Source organism: Actinomadura violacea, from assembly GCF_017573465.1.
In the GTDB taxonomy this organism is placed as follows: domain Bacteria; phylum Actinomycetota; class Actinomycetes; order Streptosporangiales; family Streptosporangiaceae; genus Spirillospora; species Spirillospora violacea.
This window is the reverse complement of sequence record NZ_JAGEPF010000010.1, coordinates 311,163-328,927: the sequence shown is the minus strand read 5'-3', so window position 1 is coordinate 328,927 and position 17,765 is coordinate 311,163. Positions and strand designations below refer to the sequence as shown.

18 protein-coding genes and 4 tRNA genes are annotated in these 17,765 nt (G+C 69.9%); 12 read left to right on the top strand and 10 right to left on the bottom strand.

What is annotated here, in order from left to right; all coding sequences use genetic code 11:
- The 3 genes from J4709_RS18185 to J4709_RS18175 form a co-directional block, all read left to right on the top strand.
- On the top strand, positions 1–883 hold an 883-nt coding region (locus tag J4709_RS18185; RefSeq protein WP_208242226.1), incomplete at its 5' end, for a dihydrolipoamide acetyltransferase family protein.
- Positions 884–976: 93 nt separating this feature from the next.
- Positions 977–1,621: a nicotinamide riboside transporter PnuC gene (pnuC, locus tag J4709_RS18180; RefSeq protein WP_208242225.1), complete on the top strand. Its 645-nt coding sequence runs from the start codon at positions 977–979 to the stop codon at positions 1,619–1,621.
- Positions 1,618–2,727 (top strand): AAA family ATPase, encoded by a 1,110-nt coding sequence (locus tag J4709_RS18175; RefSeq protein ID WP_208242222.1) that lies wholly within the window; start codon positions 1,618–1,620, stop codon positions 2,725–2,727. Before pnuC ends, J4709_RS18175 begins: the two co-directional genes overlap by 4 nt.
- Here J4709_RS18175 and J4709_RS18170 read toward each other — a convergent pair.
- Both J4709_RS18170 and J4709_RS18165 read right to left on the bottom strand, forming a co-directional pair.
- On the bottom strand, positions 2,705–3,937 hold the full coding sequence (locus J4709_RS18170) for an ROK family transcriptional regulator (RefSeq protein ID WP_307801330.1): 1,233 nt from the start codon (positions 3,935–3,937) through the stop codon (positions 2,705–2,707). The genes J4709_RS18175 and J4709_RS18170 overlap by 23 nt on opposite strands.
- Before the next feature lie 79 nt (positions 3,938–4,016).
- Entirely contained in the window at positions 4,017–4,988 is a 972-nt protein-coding gene (locus tag J4709_RS18165) for a GlxA family transcriptional regulator (RefSeq protein WP_443608433.1), read from the bottom strand.
- A gap of 166 nt (positions 4,989–5,154) precedes the next feature.
- Here J4709_RS18165 and J4709_RS18160 point away from each other — a divergent pair, with 166 nt between their 5' ends.
- Positions 5,155–6,060: an NAD-dependent epimerase/dehydratase family protein gene (locus J4709_RS18160; RefSeq protein ID WP_208242218.1), complete on the top strand. Its 906-nt coding sequence runs from the start codon at positions 5,155–5,157 to the stop codon at positions 6,058–6,060.
- On the opposite strand, the gene J4709_RS18155 is transcribed toward J4709_RS18160, so the two are convergent.
- From J4709_RS18155 to J4709_RS18130, 6 genes are all read right to left on the bottom strand, one after another.
- The gene (locus tag J4709_RS18155; RefSeq protein WP_208242216.1) at positions 6,057–7,916 is read right to left on the bottom strand and encodes a glycoside hydrolase family 3 protein; all 1,860 of its coding nucleotides are present in this window, start codon (positions 7,914–7,916) and stop codon (positions 6,057–6,059) included. The genes J4709_RS18160 and J4709_RS18155 overlap by 4 nt on opposite strands.
- Positions 7,917–8,019: 103 nt before the next feature.
- Positions 8,020–8,094, bottom strand: a tRNA-His gene (locus tag J4709_RS18150).
- Position 8,095: 1 nt separating this feature from the next.
- Positions 8,096–8,168: transfer RNA gene (locus tag J4709_RS18145), tRNA-Arg, on the bottom strand.
- Positions 8,169–8,190: 22 nt separating this feature from the next.
- Positions 8,191–8,263: transfer RNA gene (locus J4709_RS18140), tRNA-Met, on the bottom strand.
- A gap of 5 nt (positions 8,264–8,268) precedes the next feature.
- Positions 8,269–8,353 (bottom strand) — tRNA-Ser (locus J4709_RS18135).
- 234 nt (positions 8,354–8,587) lie between these two features.
- Positions 8,588–9,442, bottom strand: coding sequence for an oxidoreductase (locus J4709_RS18130; RefSeq protein ID WP_232383639.1), 855 nt, complete (start codon positions 9,440–9,442; stop codon positions 8,588–8,590).
- Between the two features lie 81 nt (positions 9,443–9,523).
- On the opposite strand from J4709_RS18130, the gene J4709_RS18125 reads away from it, so the two are divergent.
- Positions 9,524–10,405, top strand: a complete 882-nt coding sequence (locus tag J4709_RS18125) for a LysR family transcriptional regulator (protein WP_208242214.1) — start codon at positions 9,524–9,526, stop codon at positions 10,403–10,405.
- Here the strand turns inward: J4709_RS18125 and J4709_RS18120 are convergent.
- Positions 10,395–10,655 (bottom strand): sigma factor-like helix-turn-helix DNA-binding protein, encoded by a 261-nt coding sequence (locus J4709_RS18120; protein ID WP_307801329.1) that lies wholly within the window; start codon positions 10,653–10,655, stop codon positions 10,395–10,397. The genes J4709_RS18125 and J4709_RS18120 overlap by 11 nt on opposite strands.
- Before the next feature lie 273 nt (positions 10,656–10,928).
- Between J4709_RS18120 and J4709_RS18115 the strand changes: the two genes are divergently transcribed.
- Complete coding sequence (locus J4709_RS18115) at positions 10,929–11,150, top strand: hypothetical protein (protein WP_208242212.1); 222 nt, start codon at positions 10,929–10,931, stop codon at positions 11,148–11,150.
- Positions 11,143–11,754 (top strand): DUF2637 domain-containing protein, encoded by a 612-nt coding sequence (locus tag J4709_RS18110; RefSeq protein WP_208242210.1) that lies wholly within the window; start codon positions 11,143–11,145, stop codon positions 11,752–11,754. Before J4709_RS18115 ends, J4709_RS18110 begins: the two co-directional genes overlap by 8 nt.
- 931 nt (positions 11,755–12,685) lie before the next feature.
- Here the strand turns inward: J4709_RS18110 and J4709_RS18105 are convergent.
- A complete protein-coding gene (locus J4709_RS18105) occupies positions 12,686–13,417 on the bottom strand; it encodes a DUF5919 domain-containing protein (protein ID WP_208242209.1) in 732 nt (243 codons plus the stop codon).
- A 170-nt stretch (positions 13,418–13,587) separates the two neighbouring features.
- Between J4709_RS18105 and J4709_RS18100 the strand changes: the two genes are divergently transcribed.
- The 5 genes from J4709_RS18100 (at position 13,588) to J4709_RS18080 (ending at position 17,764) form a co-directional block, all read left to right on the top strand.
- Positions 13,588–13,866: a hypothetical protein gene (locus tag J4709_RS18100; RefSeq protein WP_208242207.1), complete on the top strand. Its 279-nt coding sequence runs from the start codon at positions 13,588–13,590 to the stop codon at positions 13,864–13,866.
- Between the two features lie 444 nt (positions 13,867–14,310).
- On the top strand, positions 14,311–14,766 hold the full coding sequence (locus J4709_RS18095; protein WP_208242205.1) for a GntR family transcriptional regulator: 456 nt from the start codon (positions 14,311–14,313) through the stop codon (positions 14,764–14,766).
- Between the two features lie 49 nt (positions 14,767–14,815).
- Complete coding sequence (locus J4709_RS18090) at positions 14,816–15,364, top strand: HD domain-containing protein (protein WP_208242203.1); 549 nt, start codon at positions 14,816–14,818, stop codon at positions 15,362–15,364.
- A gap of 209 nt (positions 15,365–15,573) precedes the next feature.
- On the top strand, positions 15,574–16,392 hold the full coding sequence (locus J4709_RS18085; protein ID WP_208242201.1) for a serine/threonine-protein kinase: 819 nt from the start codon (positions 15,574–15,576) through the stop codon (positions 16,390–16,392).
- A gap of 1 nt (position 16,393) precedes the next feature.
- Entirely contained in the window at positions 16,394–17,764 is a 1,371-nt protein-coding gene (locus J4709_RS18080) for a hypothetical protein (protein WP_208242199.1), read from the top strand.
- The last annotated feature ends 1 nt before the right edge of the window (position 17,765 follow it).

Genomic DNA, 17,765 nt, shown 5'->3' with positions numbered 1-17,765 from the left:
TGCGACCGGCGCGTGGTACGGAGTGATACGGGGACAACCGGAGCCTACAGTAAGCTTACCCCCCTTCCCCGACACGCCGCTCTTCCGGTCCCGCGACGGCGCGCAGCCCGCGGCGCCCGCCGCCGCTGCCCCGGCCGCCCCGGCCGCTCCGGCGCAGGCGCCCGCGCCCGCCGCCGCGAAGCCGCAGGCCGCCGAGGACCCGGACGTCGAGGCCGTCCCGCTCAACCGCTTCCGCAAGGTCGCGGCGCGGCGGCTCACCGAGAGCAAGCAGAACGCGCCGCACTTCTACCTCAACCGCGAGGTGGACGCCGAGGCGCTGCTGGCGTTCCGCGCCACCCTCAACGAGGCGCTCGCCCCGGCGAAGGTCAGCGTGAACGACCTGGTCGTGAAGGCGGTGGCCACGGCGCTGCGCGAGCACCCGGAGGTCAACGTCTCCTACACCGAGGAGAACCTGCTCTTCCACAAGCGGGTGCACGTCGGCGTCGCCGTCGCGGTGGCGGACGGCCTGGTCGTGCCGGTCGTCACCGACGCCGACCGCAAGAGCGTCTCGCAGATCGGCGCGGAGACCCGCGAGCTGGCCGGCAAGGCCCGCGACGGGAAGCTGTCGGCGCGCGAGATGAGCGGCGGGACGTTCAGCGTCAGCAACCTCGGCATGTTCGGCGTCGACTCGTTCTCCGCGGTGATCAACCCGCCGGAGGCGGCGATCCTGGCGGTCGGCGCGGTCCGCGACGAGCCGGTGGTGCGCGACGGGCAGGTCGTCCCGGGCAAGCGGATGGCGGTGACCCTCTCGGTCGACCACCGCGCCTGCGACGGCGCGACGGCGGCGAAGTTCCTCGCCCGCCTCGCCGAGCTGCTGCAGAACCCGCTGCTGATCGTGGCGTGAGCGCCCGGTAGCGGCGGCGGCCCCGGTGATCGGAGGAGGTCACCGGGGCCGCCGCACTTGTCGTCTTTCTGACGATATGTGATCATTGCCGCCATGGCGGTGAACGTTCCGCTGGGTCCCCTGCTGGACCCGGCGTTCCATATCGGGTCGGTGCCCACCACGTGGGCGGAGCTGCTCGGCTTCGCCACCGGCGCGGTGAACGTCTGGCTGGTCGTCCGGCAGAACATCCTGAACTGGCCGGTCGGGCTCGCCAACGTCGTGCTGCTCGGGCTGGTGTTCCTGGACGGCGGGCTGTACGCCGACGCCGGGCTCCAGGTCGTGTACGTCGTGCTCCAGCTGTACGGCTGGTGGGTGTGGCTCTACGCCGGCGACGGGCGCGACGAGCTGCCCGTCCGGCGCACCGGCCGCGGCGAGTGGGCCGCGCTCGCGGTCGCCGGCGCCGCCGGGACGGCGCTGCTGACCTGGACGCTGTCGGCCTGGACGGACTCGACCGTCCCGTTCTGGGACGCGCTGACCACCGCGCTGTCGCTCGTCGCGACGTACGGGCAGTCCCGCAAGCTGGTCGAGTCGTGGTGGCTGTGGATCGCCGCCGACCTGATCTACATCCCGCTGTACTTCTACAAGGAGCTGAAGCTGACCGGCGCGCTCTACGTGCTGTTCCTCGCGCTCTGCGTCGCGGGCCTGGTCGCCTGGCGCCGCGACCTGCGCCGGCGGGAGCCGGCCCCGGTGGCCGCATGACCCACGAGCACGGCCTGGTCATCGGCAAGTTCTATCCGCCTCATGCCGGACACCACCACCTGGTCGACACGGCCGCCGCGGCGTGCGCGCGGGTGACGGTGGTCGTCGCCGCGTCCACCGTGGAGAGCATCCCGCTGGCGCTGCGCACCGCGTGGCTGCGGGAGGCGCACCGGCAGCCGAACGTCGAGATCGTCCCGGTGGTGGACGACGCGGAGATCGACTACGGGTCCGACGAGGTCTGGTCGGCGCACGTCGCGGCGTTCCGGGCGGGGCTGGCGCTGCGGTCGGGGCTCGGCGTGGACGTCCCGCCGGTGGACGCGGTGTTCAGCTCCGAGCCGTACGGCGCCGAGCTGGCGGCGCGGTTCTCCGCCGTCCACGTGCCGGTGGACCCGCCGCGCGAGCGGTTCCCGGTCAGCGGCACCGCCGTCCGCGCGGACCCGGCGGCGGCGTGGGAGTGGCTGTCGCCGCCCGTCCGCGCCTACCTGGCGCGCCGGATCGTGGTGACCGGCGCCGAGTCGACCGGCACCACGACGCTGGCGCGCGCGCTCGCCGCGCACTATGCCGGACGCGGCGGCGTGTGGGAGGCGACGCGGTGGGTCCCGGAGTACGGCCGCACCTTCACCGAGGAGAAGCTGGCCGCCGCGCGCCGCGCCGCGTCCGACCCGTCGCTGTGGCTGGACGACCTGGTCTGGGAGTCCGCCGAGTTCACCGAGATCGCCGAGCGGCACGCCGCGCTGGAGGACGCCGCCGCCCGCACCGGCTCGCCGCTGCTGGTCTGCGACACCGACGCGTTCGCGACCGCGCTCTGGCACGAGCGGTACCTCGCCGCGCCGGCGCCGGACGTCGAGGCCGTCCACGCGCGCGTGCCGCACCACCTGTGGATCCTCACCTCGCCCGACGGCGTGCCGTTCGAGCAGGACGGCTGGCGGGACGGCGAGGCGATCCGGTCGTGGATGTCGGACCGCTTCCGGGACGAGCTGGAGAGCCGGGGCCTCCCGCACATCGTGGTGACCGGCCCGCACGAGGACCGGCTCGCCGCCGCCGTCGAGGCCGCCGACGCGCTGCTCGCGCAAGGCTGGTCGTTCAGCGCTCCGCTGACTCCGTAGCGCCGGCCTCCGAGGGTTCGGCGGCTCCGGGCGCGCGGTCGACGCGGAACAGGTCCTCGTCGATCCGGTCGAGGGCCAGCCGGACGGCGCCGAGCCCGACCGCCTCGTCGCCGAGCTCGGACGCCTCGATGCGGACCGGGCTCAGGCACAGCGGCAGCACGTGCCGGCGCAGCGCCCCGACCAGCGGCGCGCCCGCCCCGGCCAGCGGGCCGCCGACGACGATCATCTCCGGGTCCAGCGCGAGCGCCATCGCGGCGACGCCGCGCGACATCCGCGCGGCGAGCCGCTCGACGGCCTCCAGCGCGGCCGGGTCGCGCCGCCCGGCCGCGGCGAGCACGCGTTCGGCGTCGTCCAGCGCGGGACCGGCGGAGGCGAGGCCGGCGAGCGCCGCCCCGGACGCCGCGGGCCCGGGCCCGCCGCCGGTGAGCAGCACCGCGGTGGTGTCGCGCAGGCCCAGCTCCGGCAGCATCCCGATCTCCCCGGCGGCGCCCCAGCGGCCCCGGTGCAGGCGCCCGCCGATGAGCGCGCCGGCGCCGGTGTGCAGCCCGGCGTACACGCAGACGACGTCGTCGGCGGCGCGGGCGGCGCCGCGCCACCGCTCGGCCATCGCGGCGAGGTTGGCGTCGTTCTCCACCAGCACGGGGCAGGCGAACGAGCGGCCGAGCTCGCGGCCGAGGCCGACGCCCTCCCAGCCGGGCACGGCGGCGCAGCGGGTGACGGTGCCGTCGGGGCCGACGACGCCGGGGGTGCCGGCGGCGACGGCCCGCAGCGACGCGCGGCCGACCCCGGCCGCGGCCAGGCACTCCTTGACGGCCGCGCGGACGGCGGCGATGCGGGCGTCCGGCCGGGCGTGCGGGTCGAGGCCGGCCCGGTGCCCGCCGGCGGCCTCGCCGGTGAGGTCGGTGACGAGCAGCCGGACGCGGTGGGCGTCGACGGCGATGCCGAGCGCGTGGCCGGCCTCGGCGCGGAACCGGTAGCGGCGCGCGGGCCGGCCGAGGGCGCTGCCGGGCCGCGGCGCGACCTCGGCGACCAGGCCGCGGCCGATCAGCTCGCCGAGCACGCCCTCGGTGGTGGGCCGCGACAGCCCGACCCGGCTCGCGAGCCCGGAGAGCGTGGACTCGCCGCCGTCGCGCAGCTCCCGCAGGGTGGCGGCGGAGTTCAGGCGCCGCAGCACCGACGGGTCGCCCCCGTGCAGCGAGCGTTCGGCCACGGCACCCCCTGGCGGCGATCTGCGGGCGGCCCCGGGCGCCCTCGGGGCCGGGCTCCGGACGGCGCCAACGATACCCAGCTCACCCGCTCCCCGCCCGGCCGGATCCGCTCCGCCGGGCGTGCGCCGACCGGTACGCCGACGGCGTCATCCCGACCCGGCGGACCATGTGCTCGCGCAGCGAGTCCGCGCTGCCGAGCCCGCTCCGCGCGGCGACCCGGTCCATCGGCAGCGCGGTCGTCTCCAGCAGCTCGCACGCCCGCCCGATCCGCTGCCGCAGCAGCCACTGCAGCGGACTGCACCCGGTCTCCGCGTGGAACCTGCGGGTCAGCGTCCGGGTGCTGACCCGCGCGTGCCGGGCCAGGTCGGCGAGCGTCAGCGGCCCGTCGAGGCGGCGCAGCGCCCACGCGCGGGTCGCGGCGAGCGACAGGTCCGGCTCGGCGGGCAGCGGATCGTCCACGAGCTGCGCCTGCCCGGTCGGGCGGGGCGGCGCCGCCACGGTCTGCCGCGCCGCCTCGGCCGCGACCGCCGCGCCGTGGTCGGCGCGCACCAGGTGCAGGCACAGCTCGATGCCCGCCGCCGCGCCCGCCGAGGTGAGGACCGGGCCGTCCGCCACGTACAGGACGTCCGGGACGACGTCGACCGCGGGGAACCGGCGTGCCAGGTCGGCCGCCAGCCCCCAGTGCGTGGTGGCGCGGCGCCCGTCCAGCAGGCCCGCCTCCGCCAGCACGAACGCGCCCGTGCAGATGGCCGCGATCCGCTTGCCCTCCTCGGCGGCGGCGCGCAGCGCGTCCAGGGTCCGCGGGTCGGTGCCCTCCCGGCCGCCGCTGCCGACGACGAGGACGGTCCCGGCGCGGTCCAGGACGTCGAGGCCGTGCGGCGGCACCACGTCCAGGCCGCCGACGGTCTCCAAGGTGCGTCCCGGTTCCGCGGCGCAGACCGGCAGCTCGTAGCCGGGGGCGCCGTCCACCACGGCCGCGCCCAGCACCATGTGCGGGATCGTGACGTCGAACGCCATCACCGGCGGCACCACGACGACCGCGACCGTCTCCACGGCCGGAACCGCCTGCGGGGCCGGAACCGTCTGCACGGGCGGGACAGCGGGCATGGCCGGAACCTCCGGACGGTTGGCGAGCGGACCCCTGCCGCGTCCCCTCGGCGAGCAGCAGAGTGGGCGGGGCCGGGGCACGCGGGTCCCGGCCCGTCCTTTGGAGAAGATAATGCCGTTTCATCTCGTCATCGGCGCCGGCGGAACCGGCGCCGCCACCGCCCGCCTGCTGGCCGGCGAGGAAGAGCGCGTCCGGCTGGTCACCCGCAGCGGAAGCGGTCCGGAGCACCCGCTGATCGAGCGGGTCGCGCTGGACGCGACCGACCCCGAGGCTCTGGCGCGCGCCGCCGAAGGCGCGACGACCGTCTTCAACGCCGCGATGACCGCGTACCACACCTGGCCGCAGACGCTCCCGCCGCTTTTCGGCTCGATCCTCGCGGCGGCCGAACGGTCGGGCGCCGGCTACGTGATGCTGGGCAACCTGTACGGATACGGGCCTGTCGACGGCCCCGTCACCGAAGACCTCCCGCTGGTCGCCACCGGTTCGAAGGGGCGCGTCCGCGCCGAACTGTGGAAGGCGGCCAAGGAGGCGCACGACGCGGGCCGGGTCCGGGTCACCGAGGTGCGCGCCGGGCAGTTCATCGGCGCGGGCGCGTCGTCGACGTTCTCGTTCCTCGTGCAGCCGAACGTGCTCGCGGGACGGCTCGCGCTCGTCCCCGCCGACCTGGACGTCCCGCAGGGCTTCACCGCGATCGGCGACGCCGCGCGCACGCTCGTCGCGCTGTCCCGCGACGACCGGGCGTGGGGGCGGGCCTGGCACGCGCCGGTGATCGACGTGTCCGTCCGGGAGGCGGCCCGCCGCCTCGCCGCGCTGGCGGGCGCGCCGGCGCCGCGCCTGGAGGTGATGACCGACCGCGACCTCACGCTGCTCGCCTACGGCGACCCGTTCTGGAGCGAGCTGTTCGAGACCGCGCACATGACGCACCGGCCGTTCGCGGTCGACGCGTCGGCGGTGCGGACGACGTTCGGCCTGACCGCCTCCGACCTGGACGCCGTCCTCAAGGAGTCGCTCGGCTAGCCGTCGTAGGCGAGGCCGTAGCCGAAGGGGAACAGCGGGTCCTTGCCGTCGCCGCGGTTGATCGGCTCCTGGTCGCCGCCGCGCGGCCACGTCACCGGCAGCCGGCCGGACGGGCGGGCGTCGCCGAACAGGACGTCGGCGACGCCCGCGCCCTCGGTGCCCGGCAGCCAGGACGCGACGAGCGCGTTCCAGCCGGCGAGGTGCGGGGCGACGTCCAGCGGGCGTCCCGAGACCAGCACGACCGCGACCGGCACGCCGGAGGCGCGCAGCCGGTCGATGGTCTGCACGTCCTCTTCGTCGAGGGCAAGGCCGCCGGGCCGGTCGCCGTGGTACTCGGCGTACGGCTTCTCGCCGACGACGGCGACCGCGGCGTCGTACGACCTGTCGATGCCCTTGCCGTCCCGGTCGTAGGCGACCTTCGTGGCCGTGCCGGCGACCTGCCTGATGCCCTCCAGGATCGTCGTCCCCGGCGTGATCTTGCCCGGCGATCCCTGCCAGGTGATCGTCCAGCCGCCGGACTGCATGCCGATGTCGTCGGCGCTGCGCCCCGCCACGAAGATCCTGGCGCCGCGGCGCAGCGGCAGGACGCCGTCGTTCTTCAGCAGCACCTGCGACCGGGCGGCGGCGCGGCGGGCGAGCGCGCGGTGCGCGGCGCTGCCCACCGTCCCGAGGCGGCCGCGGTCGGCCATCGGCCGCTCGAACAGTCCGAACCGGAACTTCTGGGTCAGGATGCGGCGGTTCGCGTCGTCGATCCGGGACATCGGGACGGTCCCGTCCTCCACCTCCGCGCGCAGGTCGGCGATGAAGTCCTTCCACTTGTCGCCGACCATGGCCATGTCGATCCCGGCGTTCACCGCCTGCGCGACCTCGGCTCTGGTCAGGCCGGCCTTCCCGTCGATCCGCCCGATGCCCTGGTAGTCCGACACGACGAAGCCCTTGAAGCCGAGCTCGCCCTTCAGCACGCCGGTGACCAGGTCCCGGTTCGCGTGCATCTTCACGCCGTTCCACGAGCTGTAGGAGACCATCACCGACGCGACGCCGCGCCGGACCGCCTCCCGGAACGGCGGCAGGTGCACGGCCCGCAGCTCCTCCTCCGAGATCTTCGCGTCGCCGCGGTCGCGCCCGCCCTCGGTGCCGCCGTCCGCGACGAAGTGCTTCGCCGTGGCGAGGACGCCCGGCTCGGCGCCCTGGAGCCCGTCGATGAGCGAGGTCATGGCCGACGGCAGTTCCGGGACCTCGCCGAACGACTCGTACGTCCGGCCCCACCGGTCGTCGCGGGCGACGCACACGCAGGGCGCGAAGTCCCAGTCGGCGCCGGTGCCGGCCATCTCCTCGGCGGTCGCCGCGCCGATGTCCCGGACGAGCGCCGGATCGCGGGCCGCGCCGAGCCCGATGTCGTGCGGGAAGATCGTCGCGCCGACGACGTTGTTGTGGCCGTGCACGGCGTCCACGCCGTACAGGACCGGGATGCGCAGCGGCGAGGCGAGCGCGCCCTTCTGGAACGCGTCGTGCATGTCCGCCCAGGCCTCGGGCGTGTTCGGCTTCGGCGCCGAGCCGCCGGCCGACAGCAGCGCCCCGATCCGGTACGTCCCCGCCTCGGCCGGGGTGACGTACCGGCGCTCCGCCTGCGTCATCTGCCCGAGCTTGTCGTCCAGGCTCATCCGCGACAGCAGGTCGTCGACGCGCGCCGCGACGGGCAGCGCGGGGTCGAGGTACGGGACGGTCTCGGCGCCGGCCGGGCGCTCCGCGCCACCGGTGGCGAGCGCGAGCACGGCGGGCGGGCCGAGGACGAGCAGCGCCGGCAGGCCGAGCGCGAGCAGCCGGAACCGGCCCGCCTTTGCGGAGGAGCAGTGCATGAGGAAGGTTTTTCCAGCGGCGGCCAATTCCGGCGCAAGCAGGCGCAAGCGGCCGGCAATATCTGCCGGCCGCCGCCCACCTGATCGTGCTATTTCGCGTTAAGGGCGACCGCCCGGGATCGAACCGAGGACCTCCAGGACCACAACCTGGCGTGCAGACCACCACACCACGGACGCCGTGTCTCCGACAGGAATCGAACCTGTGCCCTCCGGGTCCGCAACCCGGCGCGCTCTCCCCTGCGCCACGGAGACTCGAATATTCAATTGTCCTGCGTACTGGGCGCGGGAATCGAACCCACCTGATGCGGCTTATGAGACCGCCGGATGCACCAGCATCCCTGCCCAGCCTGCGCGGAGGGTGCGAGATTCGAACTCGCGCAGGGCTGCCCCTGACCACGGCTTAGCAAGCCGCTGCCTTTCCGCTCGGCCAACCCTCCGGGAAAAAGAAAAGACCGCCCGTCGTCACTCCGGGCGGTCGGCGTAGGGACGCGTTCGTCACGTCCTTCGGCGGCTCCCGAGACCGGAGTGGCTGCTGTGATGCATTCGGTGCTGACGCATATTTCCCTCTCCTTCCGGTCTCGTTCCGTTCGACGCCCATATTGCCGAAGCCGTTCCGGGCACGCAACGCCTTTTTCGCGGCGGCCCGCCCGGAGGCGGGCCGCCGCGCCGTGTCACTCGTCGAAATCGGTGCTGCGGATCAGCGGTTCCCAGGCGGCGAGCTCCTTCTGGAGGCCGTCGAGGCTCGCGGCGACCGCGTCGGCGGCGTCGCTGCCGAGCGGCAGCCGCAGCGGCGTGTCCTCGGCGTCCAGCGCGGTCAGGATCGCGGCCGCCGCCTTGGCGGGGTCGCCCGGCTGCTTGCCGTCGCTGTCCGGCAGGCCCTTGCGCACCTGCCCGACGGTGGCGGCGTACTCGGGCATCTCGGCGGTCATCTGCAGCCCGCCGCCCGCGAAGGACGTCCGGAACGCGCCCGGCTCCACGATCATCACCTTGATCCCGAACGGCGCGACCTCCGCGGCGAGCGCCTCCGTCAGCCCCTCCAGAGCGAACTTGGTGGCGGAGTAGCCGCCGACGCCCGGGAAGGACAGCCGGCCGCCCTGGCTCGTCAGCTGCACGACCGCGCCCGACCCCTGCGCGCGCATGTGCGGCAGCACCGCCCGCGTCAGCGCGGCGGGGCCGAAGAAGTGCAGGTCCATCAGGTCGCGCAGCTCGCCGTCGGTGGTCTCCTCAACCGCGCCGACCAGGCCGCGCCCGGCGTTGTTCACCAGGACGTCGATCCGGCCGTGCCACAGCAGCACGTCGGCGACCACGTCCGCGATCCGGGCCTGGTCGGTGACGTCCAGCGCGACCGCGGTGACGCGGCCCGGGTGGCGCTCGACCAGGTCGTCCAGCGCCTGCGGGCGGCGCGCCGCCGCGACGACGGTGTCGCCCGCCGCGAGCGCCGCCTCCGCGATCGCCCGTCCGAACCCCGAGGTCGCCCCCGTGATCAGCCAGACCCGGCCGTTCTTGCTCTCAGTTGCGTTCGTCATGTCTCCGTTATCGCAGCCGCGGCGCGGCGGCGTCCAAGACAGAGATCAACATGACCGATAAAGAGCCTTTATCATCGCAGCATGGAGCTGCGTCAGCTGCGCTACCTCGTCGCGATCGCGGACGCCGGGAACCTCGGCCGGGCCGCCGAGGCGCTGTTCGTCAGCCAGCCGGCGCTGTCGTACGCGCTGCGCCGGCTGGAGTCCGAGCTCGGGGTGCGGCTGTTCGACCGGCACGCCGGCGGGGTCACCGCGACCGCCGCGGGCCTCGACGTCGTCGCCGAGGCCCGCCGGACGGTCCGCCAGGCCGAGCGCGTCACCGCGGCGGCGGAGCGGCACCGGCGCGGCCGGACCGGTGTGCTGCGCGTCGGGTTCGAGGCGAGCGGCGCCGGCGAGCTGACCACCCGTGCGCGCGCGGAGTTCACCCGCGCGCATCCCGGCGTCCGGGTCGAGCCGAAGCGGTTCGATTGGGGCGGCGAGGCGGACGCGCTGCGGTCCGGGGACGTCGACGTGGCGTTCGTGTGGCTGCCCGCCGACCTGTCCGGCCTGCACGCCGAGACCGTCCACACCGAGCCGCGGATCGTCGGGCTGCCGTCCGGCCATCCGCTCGCCGGGAACGAGGCGGTCGGGATCCTCGACGTCAACGACGAGCCGCTGCTGTGGACGGAGCGGGCGCCGCGCGAATGGGTGGACTGGTGGGCGGTCAACCCGCGCCCGGACGGCTCGGAGCCGCGCTGGGGGCCGACCAACGACAACGTCGAGGAGATGCTCGAGCAGGTCGCCGAGGGCGTCGCGATCTGCTTCGCGCCGTCCAGCATGGCGCGGTACTACACGCGGCCCGGCATGGTCTGGGTGCCGCTCACCGGCGTCGAGCCGCTGCGGGTCGCGCTCGCCTGGGCGGACGGCGCGGACGGCCCGCTGGTGCGCGCGTTCGCCGAGGTCGTCCGCGGCCTGGTCAGCGGGTGACGGGCGCGCCGAGGGTCGCGTGCAGGGCGCGCAGCGCCTGGTAGACGCGGACCTTGACCACGTCCACGGGCACCCCCAGCAGAGCGGCGGCCTCGTTGACCGAGCGCTCCCGGAAGACGGTCTCGGTGAGGATCTCGCGGTGCGCCGACGGCAGCGCCCGGAAGGCCCGGGCGACCGCCGCGGAGCGCGCCCGCTCCCCCGGTGCGCCGGGGGCGAACGAACCGGTGTGCTTGCCCATTCGCAGTGCCACGCAACGAACTTCGCACCGCCGCCCCCGTCCGGCCCCCCGCTTATGCCGTCTTTAAGGAAGAGTTGAGGGGCCGATCCGAAGGGCTGGATCCGATCACGTCCGGCACCGTCCGGAAGAGTCGCCCTGGCAGCCGCTCACCTGCGCAAACACAGGAAGGGAAACCGAGGGTCCGTCCGGCGGAGTCGAGGTAGGTCGAGCAAGATCGATTTACCTTGGCTCCCGCCGGCGGCTCCCGTGGCTCCCCTCCGCACAGCAGGAAGGAGGGCACACACCATGGCCCTGAGGATCACCGAAAACACCATGACCACGGACCTCAACGGCGAGATCATCGCCACGGCCACCCGCACCCCGGACGGCTGGCACGTCACCACATGGCCACGCCCACTCGACCGCAACTCGGCGATCACAGCCATGTTGCTCGCCGAACGCGTCATCACCCACGGCGAGGACGACCTGTGCGTCATGGAGTGGCGTCGGGAACTGGCCAATGGTTGACCGCCTCATCCGGATCACAACGGCTCTGGCGGTCGTCGCGGTCGCCGTGGTGGCCGCGATCATCTCGTACCGGCACGCCTACGAACTCGTCCACTCCCACGGCGAGGCTGGCACAACGGCGCGCCTCGTCCCGTTCACGGTGGACGGCCTCATCTGGGCGGCGTCCATGGTGATCCTGGACGCGAGCCGCCGCAAGCAACCGGCGCCCGCTCTGGCCAAGTGGAGCCTCGCCGTAGGCATCGTGGCGACGGTAGGCGCCAACGTGGCGCACGGCGCGTCCCACGGCCTCATAGGCGCACTGGTGAGCGCATGGCCGGCGCTCGCGCTGGTCGGCTCGTTCGAGCTACTCATGACGCTCACTCGCACCGCAGCGCGCCACACCGCACCACCCCAGGACGAGCAACGCACCATCGTGGAACACCACGAACCACCAAGCACCGAAGTGGAGCAAACCCTAGAACAAGCGGTACTAGCCGAGTATCTCGCCAGCCTGGACGGCCCCGGCCGCCCCCTCTCCCAGCGCTACCTAGCCGAGAAGCACAACATCGACCGCCGCAAGGTCAAGCAGATCATCACCAACGCGGAACACTCCGCGCCGGCGTGAACCACGAGAGCCCCTGTCACGCACCATCCAGACCGACAGGGGCTCTCGCATGCTTCCCCTACGCACTCAGTAACGCCCCGCCTGTCTAGGCTGCGCCACCGCCAGTGACAACTTATAACCTTCAGACACTTACAAGAATGCACACTAATAACGACCAGGCCCACCGTCCGATACATAGACAGTCGTTTCCGTCACGCAGTCAAACTCCAGAATAGGAGAACCAGAAATTGCCACAAACCTACTCCGTCGCATGAGGGCGTCACCTAGACCAGTTCCCACTGTTTGATAAATAAGATTTACAAGGTAGGAGCGCTTCTCTTTGCCCTCAACCACGAGACGCACGCCAGCTTGTACCAATAGATCGAAGGTTGGAGGACGCCGAGCAACGAGGATCCCACCGCACTGTAGGCCCGTCCAGAGATCGGCAACAACCTCTCCGCTACCCCCGGCAGCCAATAAGTCTCTGGTCACACCGTCCGGCATTCTAGCGCGAACGGCACGCAAACCCTGTATTACGCCCGAGAAACGCCAAGGATCCAGTGAACGAAATATAAATCCAGACGCATATGCCGAAAATGGTATCGGGTCTCGCCCGGCGACCGCAGACTGCAAACTGTTCGAGATTGCAACTTTGTTCCACATATCTGTTCGCAATCGCTCTATCCAAACTTGCCCACGCCGAGTCAGCAGTAGCGTTGGATCTATCAGTATCAGCATGCAGCAAGTGTCTCATAACTAACGATCGCGTACATTGCTACCTTGGAAGCCCATTGACGCCGCTACGCGATCACTGCCTTCCCGCGCGGATATCCAGGCCAGGTCATGTCGGTGAGCTGGACAGCCGTCCAAGGCACTGCAACTCGCGCCGGCGGCAACCACGAAGGCTCCTGCTACGAACCATCCCGTCCATGACAGAGGATTGGCATGTCCACTACCCGACCGGCGACGCCGCCGCCCACACGCGCTCAAAACTCTCCAGGTAGGTGCTCGCCATGTCGCCATCCTCCGCGCATCGCAGGTGGAGCACCGGCGCGTGGGATGCGGCGATGCCGTAGGCGTGCGGATTGATCAGAAGGTCGTCATCGGCACGGTAGATCGAGTTGTAAAGGACGGTGTCATGTAGCCGGATCTCTACGCCGTCCACCTCGCCGAGAGCCCGGTAGTGGACAAGGGCGTTGCGGATCTTCGCGGCCATCGACTCGCCAACGCCCTCATCACTTCCGCGTTCCGCAACGCATGCCCCGTCCGGATCTCCGAGCAGGATCCGCACACGCACCCCACCACGCGCTCTCTCGGCGAGCGCGCGCATGATGCCCATGTCCTCGGCGAGGAACAGTCCCGCGTAGGCCAGAATGCCGATCTCGTCCCGGGCGCCCTGGAAGAGCTGTTGCCACACCGGACGAGGGACGGCCCACCGGTGCGGGTACGTTGCCAAGACCTCAACCACCGGCGGATCCGTCCGGACGGCCGGCACGGCGGGCTGTGGCCAGAGATCCGCCTCATCCTTCCCGAGTAGCGCGGCCACGCGTCCGCGGTGCCGCGCGTACGGTACGCGCCCGGCAAGCCATCGGTGAACGGTCTTGGGATCCACTCCCACCCGCCTCGCGACGTCAGCTTCGGCGAGACGGGCATCAGCAAGGGCCCGCCGCAACAAGTCGTTCACCAGACCTCCCGGGGACGCAAGCGAGGACGACGCACTCAACGACGCTAACAGAAGACGTCCCAAGACGTCCCTAGATGCCGATAGAGAGGTCCCGGACCGGACGCGAGGCTCAAGGCACACCGCGAACGCCACGTTCGCCAGGACGACCCCACGCACGCCAAGGAGCCACCATGCACACCGATCGGCCCTACCCGGCCGCCCCCACGCACACCGCCGTCGACTCGGACTCGGCTGACGAGGAACTCGCAAACCTGCGGAGGGACTTCACCGGTCACCGGATCTGGCGCGGCGTACGCAGCGACGGGAGTCTCGGGGATTGGGTCGCGAGCCTGCACGACCCGTCCGCCGGAGTCGACCCCACGGTGATCCAGTCCTCGCCCGCCGCGTTGCGCGAGGCACTCGTCAACGAGGCCGCACGGGCCGAGATCAAGCGCGCGGTGAACTGGTGATCGGACGCCTGCGAACGCCGCGCTCACCATGGACCGGAACCGCGAAGGGGAGCGCGGTTCCGCGGGGGGAGGCGGAGGCGGCGCGGTCGGTGAGTGTCCCCCCGGACGCACCGGCCGTGCTTCCTCTGCCCACCCACGCAGGACTGTCGCGAGGCCGCTGGCACCTAACCCGGCTCGCCCGCCGCTTGCGCCGGTACGACTGGACGACCGAACTTCGCATCGACGGTACGCACCCGATGTTGCGCGTGTACGCCGACAACGCCCCGACGATCGGCGAATCCGTCTCCGTCGTCTGGGGCAACAGCGCTTGGTGGTACCAGTCCAGCACCGGTATTTGGCTGGCACGCTGCACACGCCCCCGCCTCGCCGCTGACAAGGTGACAGTCCTACTCACACCCTGGGTCGCTCTGGCAACGACCCGCTATAGGGACGAGTGACCCGGACATGGCCCGCCGCACGGCACCAGGCACCTACGCCCGCATCGCTAACGCCCTACGCCAGCGCATCACAGACGGCACCTACGCCCCAGGGGACCAACTCCCAGGCGAGGCCGCCCTCTGCGCCGAGTTCGGCGTCGCCCGCAACACCGTGCGGCGGGCTTTGTCCACCCTCGAAACCGACGGCCTCATCACCGCACGCCCCGGGGTAGGCCGATTCGTTCCTACCGCCAAACCGGCCGTGCACACCAGGTACGAGAGCATCGCCGCAGATCTACGGCGCCACATCGAGAGCGGCCACTACCGTCCAGGCGATCTACTACCGAGCGAAGCCCGGCTCGCCAAACGCTACGGCGTATCCCGCCACACGGCTCGCCACGCCTTCGCGGCCCTAGAGGAAGCCGGCCTCGTGACCTGTGTCCACGGCAAGGGACGCTACGTCAGCCAAGACGTCCCTAGATGATCCATCCGTGCCCGTGGACGTCCACACCGGTCCCCGTAGCGTCGACCCCATGAACAAGAACACCGCAGCATGGGCAAGCGAACTCGCGCGCAAGCATCTGGAAACCCCACTCCCCCGCCGCTGGGCACACACCCAAGGCGTGGCCCGGCAAGCCCGAACGCTCGCCCCTATCCTCGGCGACAAGGCCGACCTCCTAGAGGCCGCCGCATGGCTTCACGACATCGGCTACGCCCCCGACCTCGTCGGGACGGGCTTCCACCCGCTGGACGGCGCCCGTTACCTCCGGGACACCCACTACGCCGACGATCACCTTTGCCGCCTGGTGGCCCATCACTCTTGCGCCCTCATCGAGGCCCGCGAGCGACAGCTCGCTACCGTCCTCTCGCAAGAGTTCGGAGACACACCTCCGAAGCTGAGCGACCACTTGATCTACTGCGACATGACCACGAGTCCAAACGGGAACTTGGTACACGTTGAGAGCCGCCTCCTGGAGATCAGGCGTCGTTACGGCTCAGGCCATGTCGTCAGCACGGCCATCAGTCGAGCCACCCCCCTCCTGACGGGCGCCGTAGAGAGAGTGCAGCAGCGCTTGCCCTGACCTCTCGCTCCACGAATGTGTCACTTCCTACCGAATATGTAGACTTCGGTCGCAAGACCGGTCAAAAGGGACGCTGTTCACCAAGTCCCCGGTTTTGATCATGATTGAGGAACCTTCCCAGGCGTCCCTTCCGCCCAGTAAGTCGCCAACGACCCCTCAGGGGATGTATAACCTGGTACAGGAAGGCATCCAGGACACGCGGGGCACTTGTGGATCAACAGTTCACTGCAAGCCAGGTCGAGCACGCAGTCGGCAGCGCTCAAGTCACATACCTGGGCACAGGCGCGTTCGGCGAGACTTGGAGGGTACGCGTCTCCGAAGAAGACGCTGCGTACAAGATCATTTATCGAGATGATGCAAGCCTGGAGCGACTCAAGCGCGAGATCGAAAGCTACCGCCGAGTCACCTCTCCCAACGTCGTGCGCCTAGATAATGCCCTACTCCTCTCGATCGTCGACAAGAGGCTACCCACTCTTGTCTTCGAGTACATCGATGGCGGAGACCTGTCTCAGGCTATTACGAAGAAGACGGCAAATTCGGACGAGCTGCAAGAGCTTGCTCGTGGCCTCCTCAATGGCATCCTTGCTCTCCACAGCGCCGAATTGCTTCACAGGGATCTCAAGCCGGCGAACATAGCTCTGAGAGGTGGAGATTACACGCGCCCCGTGATCCTGGACTTGGGTCTAGCCAAGCTAATGGATGTTGAATCTATTACGAGGTACCCGCAGCGCGTCGGAACGCCTATGTACATGGCCCCAGAGCAGTTGCGCGGGGAACGCGCTCTCAAAGCTAGTGATCTTTGGGCTGTCGGGGTAATACTCTATGAAGCCGCTACCGGCCAGCATCCCTTCGTTACGCCCAACGAAACGATTACCTGGGACGAATTTTTTGAGCGCCTAAAGAGAGACCTATCAATACCAAGCCACGTCCCGGATGTAATCGCTGACCTAATAACTCGAAGCCTCTCAGAGCAGGCCTATAAGCGCGGCACGGTCGCCAAGGCTATTGACAGGTTGAAGGGACGATAAAATGGCACAAGAAGACGAGCTGAGGTTCGTAGTCGACTCTGACAACGTCGATGCTCCCGCAGCGGAAGAAATTAGCGAAGAGCTGTTTAGCCTCGATCAAGAAGTCGACCAGGACGCATCGGGTCCCGATTCTCCTCAAGACGCCGACCGCCTCGTGCAAGCACGGGAGGCTCTGCGTGGCGGAAAGCCCATCTTCCTTGTCCAGCGAAGCCATCAGCATTCAGCCATCATTCCGACACTGTTGCAGGAGGTTTCATCCCGCCACACCGACACACTTAGTCTTGGCGTTGTCGCACCGATGCCACGTATGCGTCCCAAAGGGCCATCAAGTGTTGAAAACTTCTTTAGAAACACAGCTGCCACCGCACCTATCCAGATCGCTGACCCTGAATGCTTCGCACGCCTAGATTCTTATGGAGACACTCTCAAAGCCCAACGCGACGACAAGCCGTACGTTGGCAATTCTACGGCTTCTAAATGGGACTACTTCAATCGTCCCCTGTCGGCAGGCTGGGAGCCCGAATGGGTGGCCGAGGTAGTCGAAACGCAACGTGCTCAGGGAGCGACAGTTCTCCTGACCCCTGGCCTTTGGATGGACCCTGCGGAGCGAGTGCAGAGTCTCAGCGTACTCCGGGATACCGTCAATTGGTCCCGGCAAACGATCTCAAGCCAAGAAAACCTCGCTGTAAATGTAACGATCCCGAGTTCTTGGCTAACCACTGAACGTCTGCGGGAGTATCTGCTGGCGGAAATGCTTGACCTCGACGAGGATGTCTTTTATGTCCGCGTTCGCTGGCCTCTCCTCAGCCAGCCATATGGACAAATGATTGTGCCCGAAATACTAGACGGTTATATGGAACTTGCAGCCGTCTGCGAAGAGAACGACAAGGTGCTGATTCTTCCTAACACGTCGATGACGGGCTGGCTGTCGCTGGCTTGGGGAGCGAACGGCTTTTCCACCGGCATCGGTTCAGGAGAACGAGCCTTCGCGGATACCAAAGTCATCAAAATCAAAAGGACGACTCCGCGACCGGCCCCCACAAATCGTACCTTCAACACGAGCCTTCTACACGTGGTCGATCTACAGACCGAGCGACTGCTTGCAGACCTACCCGATTATCGGGCATGCCAATGCGAGTTCTGCAGGACGCAGATCCCCGGAACCTGGGACAAGGGTAAGGCCGGAGCACACTACCTTCAGGCCGTTGCAGACACGATAGCTTCTTCATCACGGCATCCGCGTGGAGCACGTGCCGGCAGTCGTTCAGTGGTTAGGCAGGCTCTAGCTTTTAAAGAGGCCGCAGACCCTCCAGTCCCACTGGAGGGTGCGAATGCCCCTAAACACCTGGACGTCTGGTTCGCGCGTTTGTAGC

Bases quoted from the DNA above. Each gene is read 5' to 3' on its own strand.
- pnuC (WP_208242225.1), top strand. From the start codon at position 977: ATGGCGGTGAACGTTCCGCTGGGTCCCCTGCTGGACCCGGCGTTCCAT.
- J4709_RS18080 (WP_208242199.1), top strand. From the start codon at position 16,394: ATGGCACAAGAAGACGAGCTGAGGTTCGTAGTCGACTCTGACAACGTC.
- J4709_RS18125 (WP_208242214.1), top strand. From the start codon at position 9,524: ATGGAGCTGCGTCAGCTGCGCTACCTCGTCGCGATCGCGGACGCCGGG.
- J4709_RS18095 (WP_208242205.1), top strand. From the start codon at position 14,311: ATGGCCCGCCGCACGGCACCAGGCACCTACGCCCGCATCGCTAACGCC.
- J4709_RS18155 (WP_208242216.1), bottom strand. From the start codon at position 7,916: ATGCACTGCTCCTCCGCAAAGGCGGGCCGGTTCCGGCTGCTCGCGCTC.
- J4709_RS18115 (WP_208242212.1), top strand. From the start codon at position 10,929: ATGGCCCTGAGGATCACCGAAAACACCATGACCACGGACCTCAACGGC.
- J4709_RS18175 (WP_208242222.1), top strand. From the start codon at position 1,618: ATGACCCACGAGCACGGCCTGGTCATCGGCAAGTTCTATCCGCCTCAT.
- J4709_RS18090 (WP_208242203.1), top strand. From the start codon at position 14,816: ATGAACAAGAACACCGCAGCATGGGCAAGCGAACTCGCGCGCAAGCAT.
- J4709_RS18130 (WP_232383639.1), bottom strand. From the start codon at position 9,442: ATGACGAACGCAACTGAGAGCAAGAACGGCCGGGTCTGGCTGATCACG.
- J4709_RS18110 (WP_208242210.1), top strand. From the start codon at position 11,143: ATGGTTGACCGCCTCATCCGGATCACAACGGCTCTGGCGGTCGTCGCG.
- J4709_RS18100 (WP_208242207.1), top strand. From the start codon at position 13,588: ATGCACACCGATCGGCCCTACCCGGCCGCCCCCACGCACACCGCCGTC.
- J4709_RS18160 (WP_208242218.1), top strand. From the start codon at position 5,155: ATGCCGTTTCATCTCGTCATCGGCGCCGGCGGAACCGGCGCCGCCACC.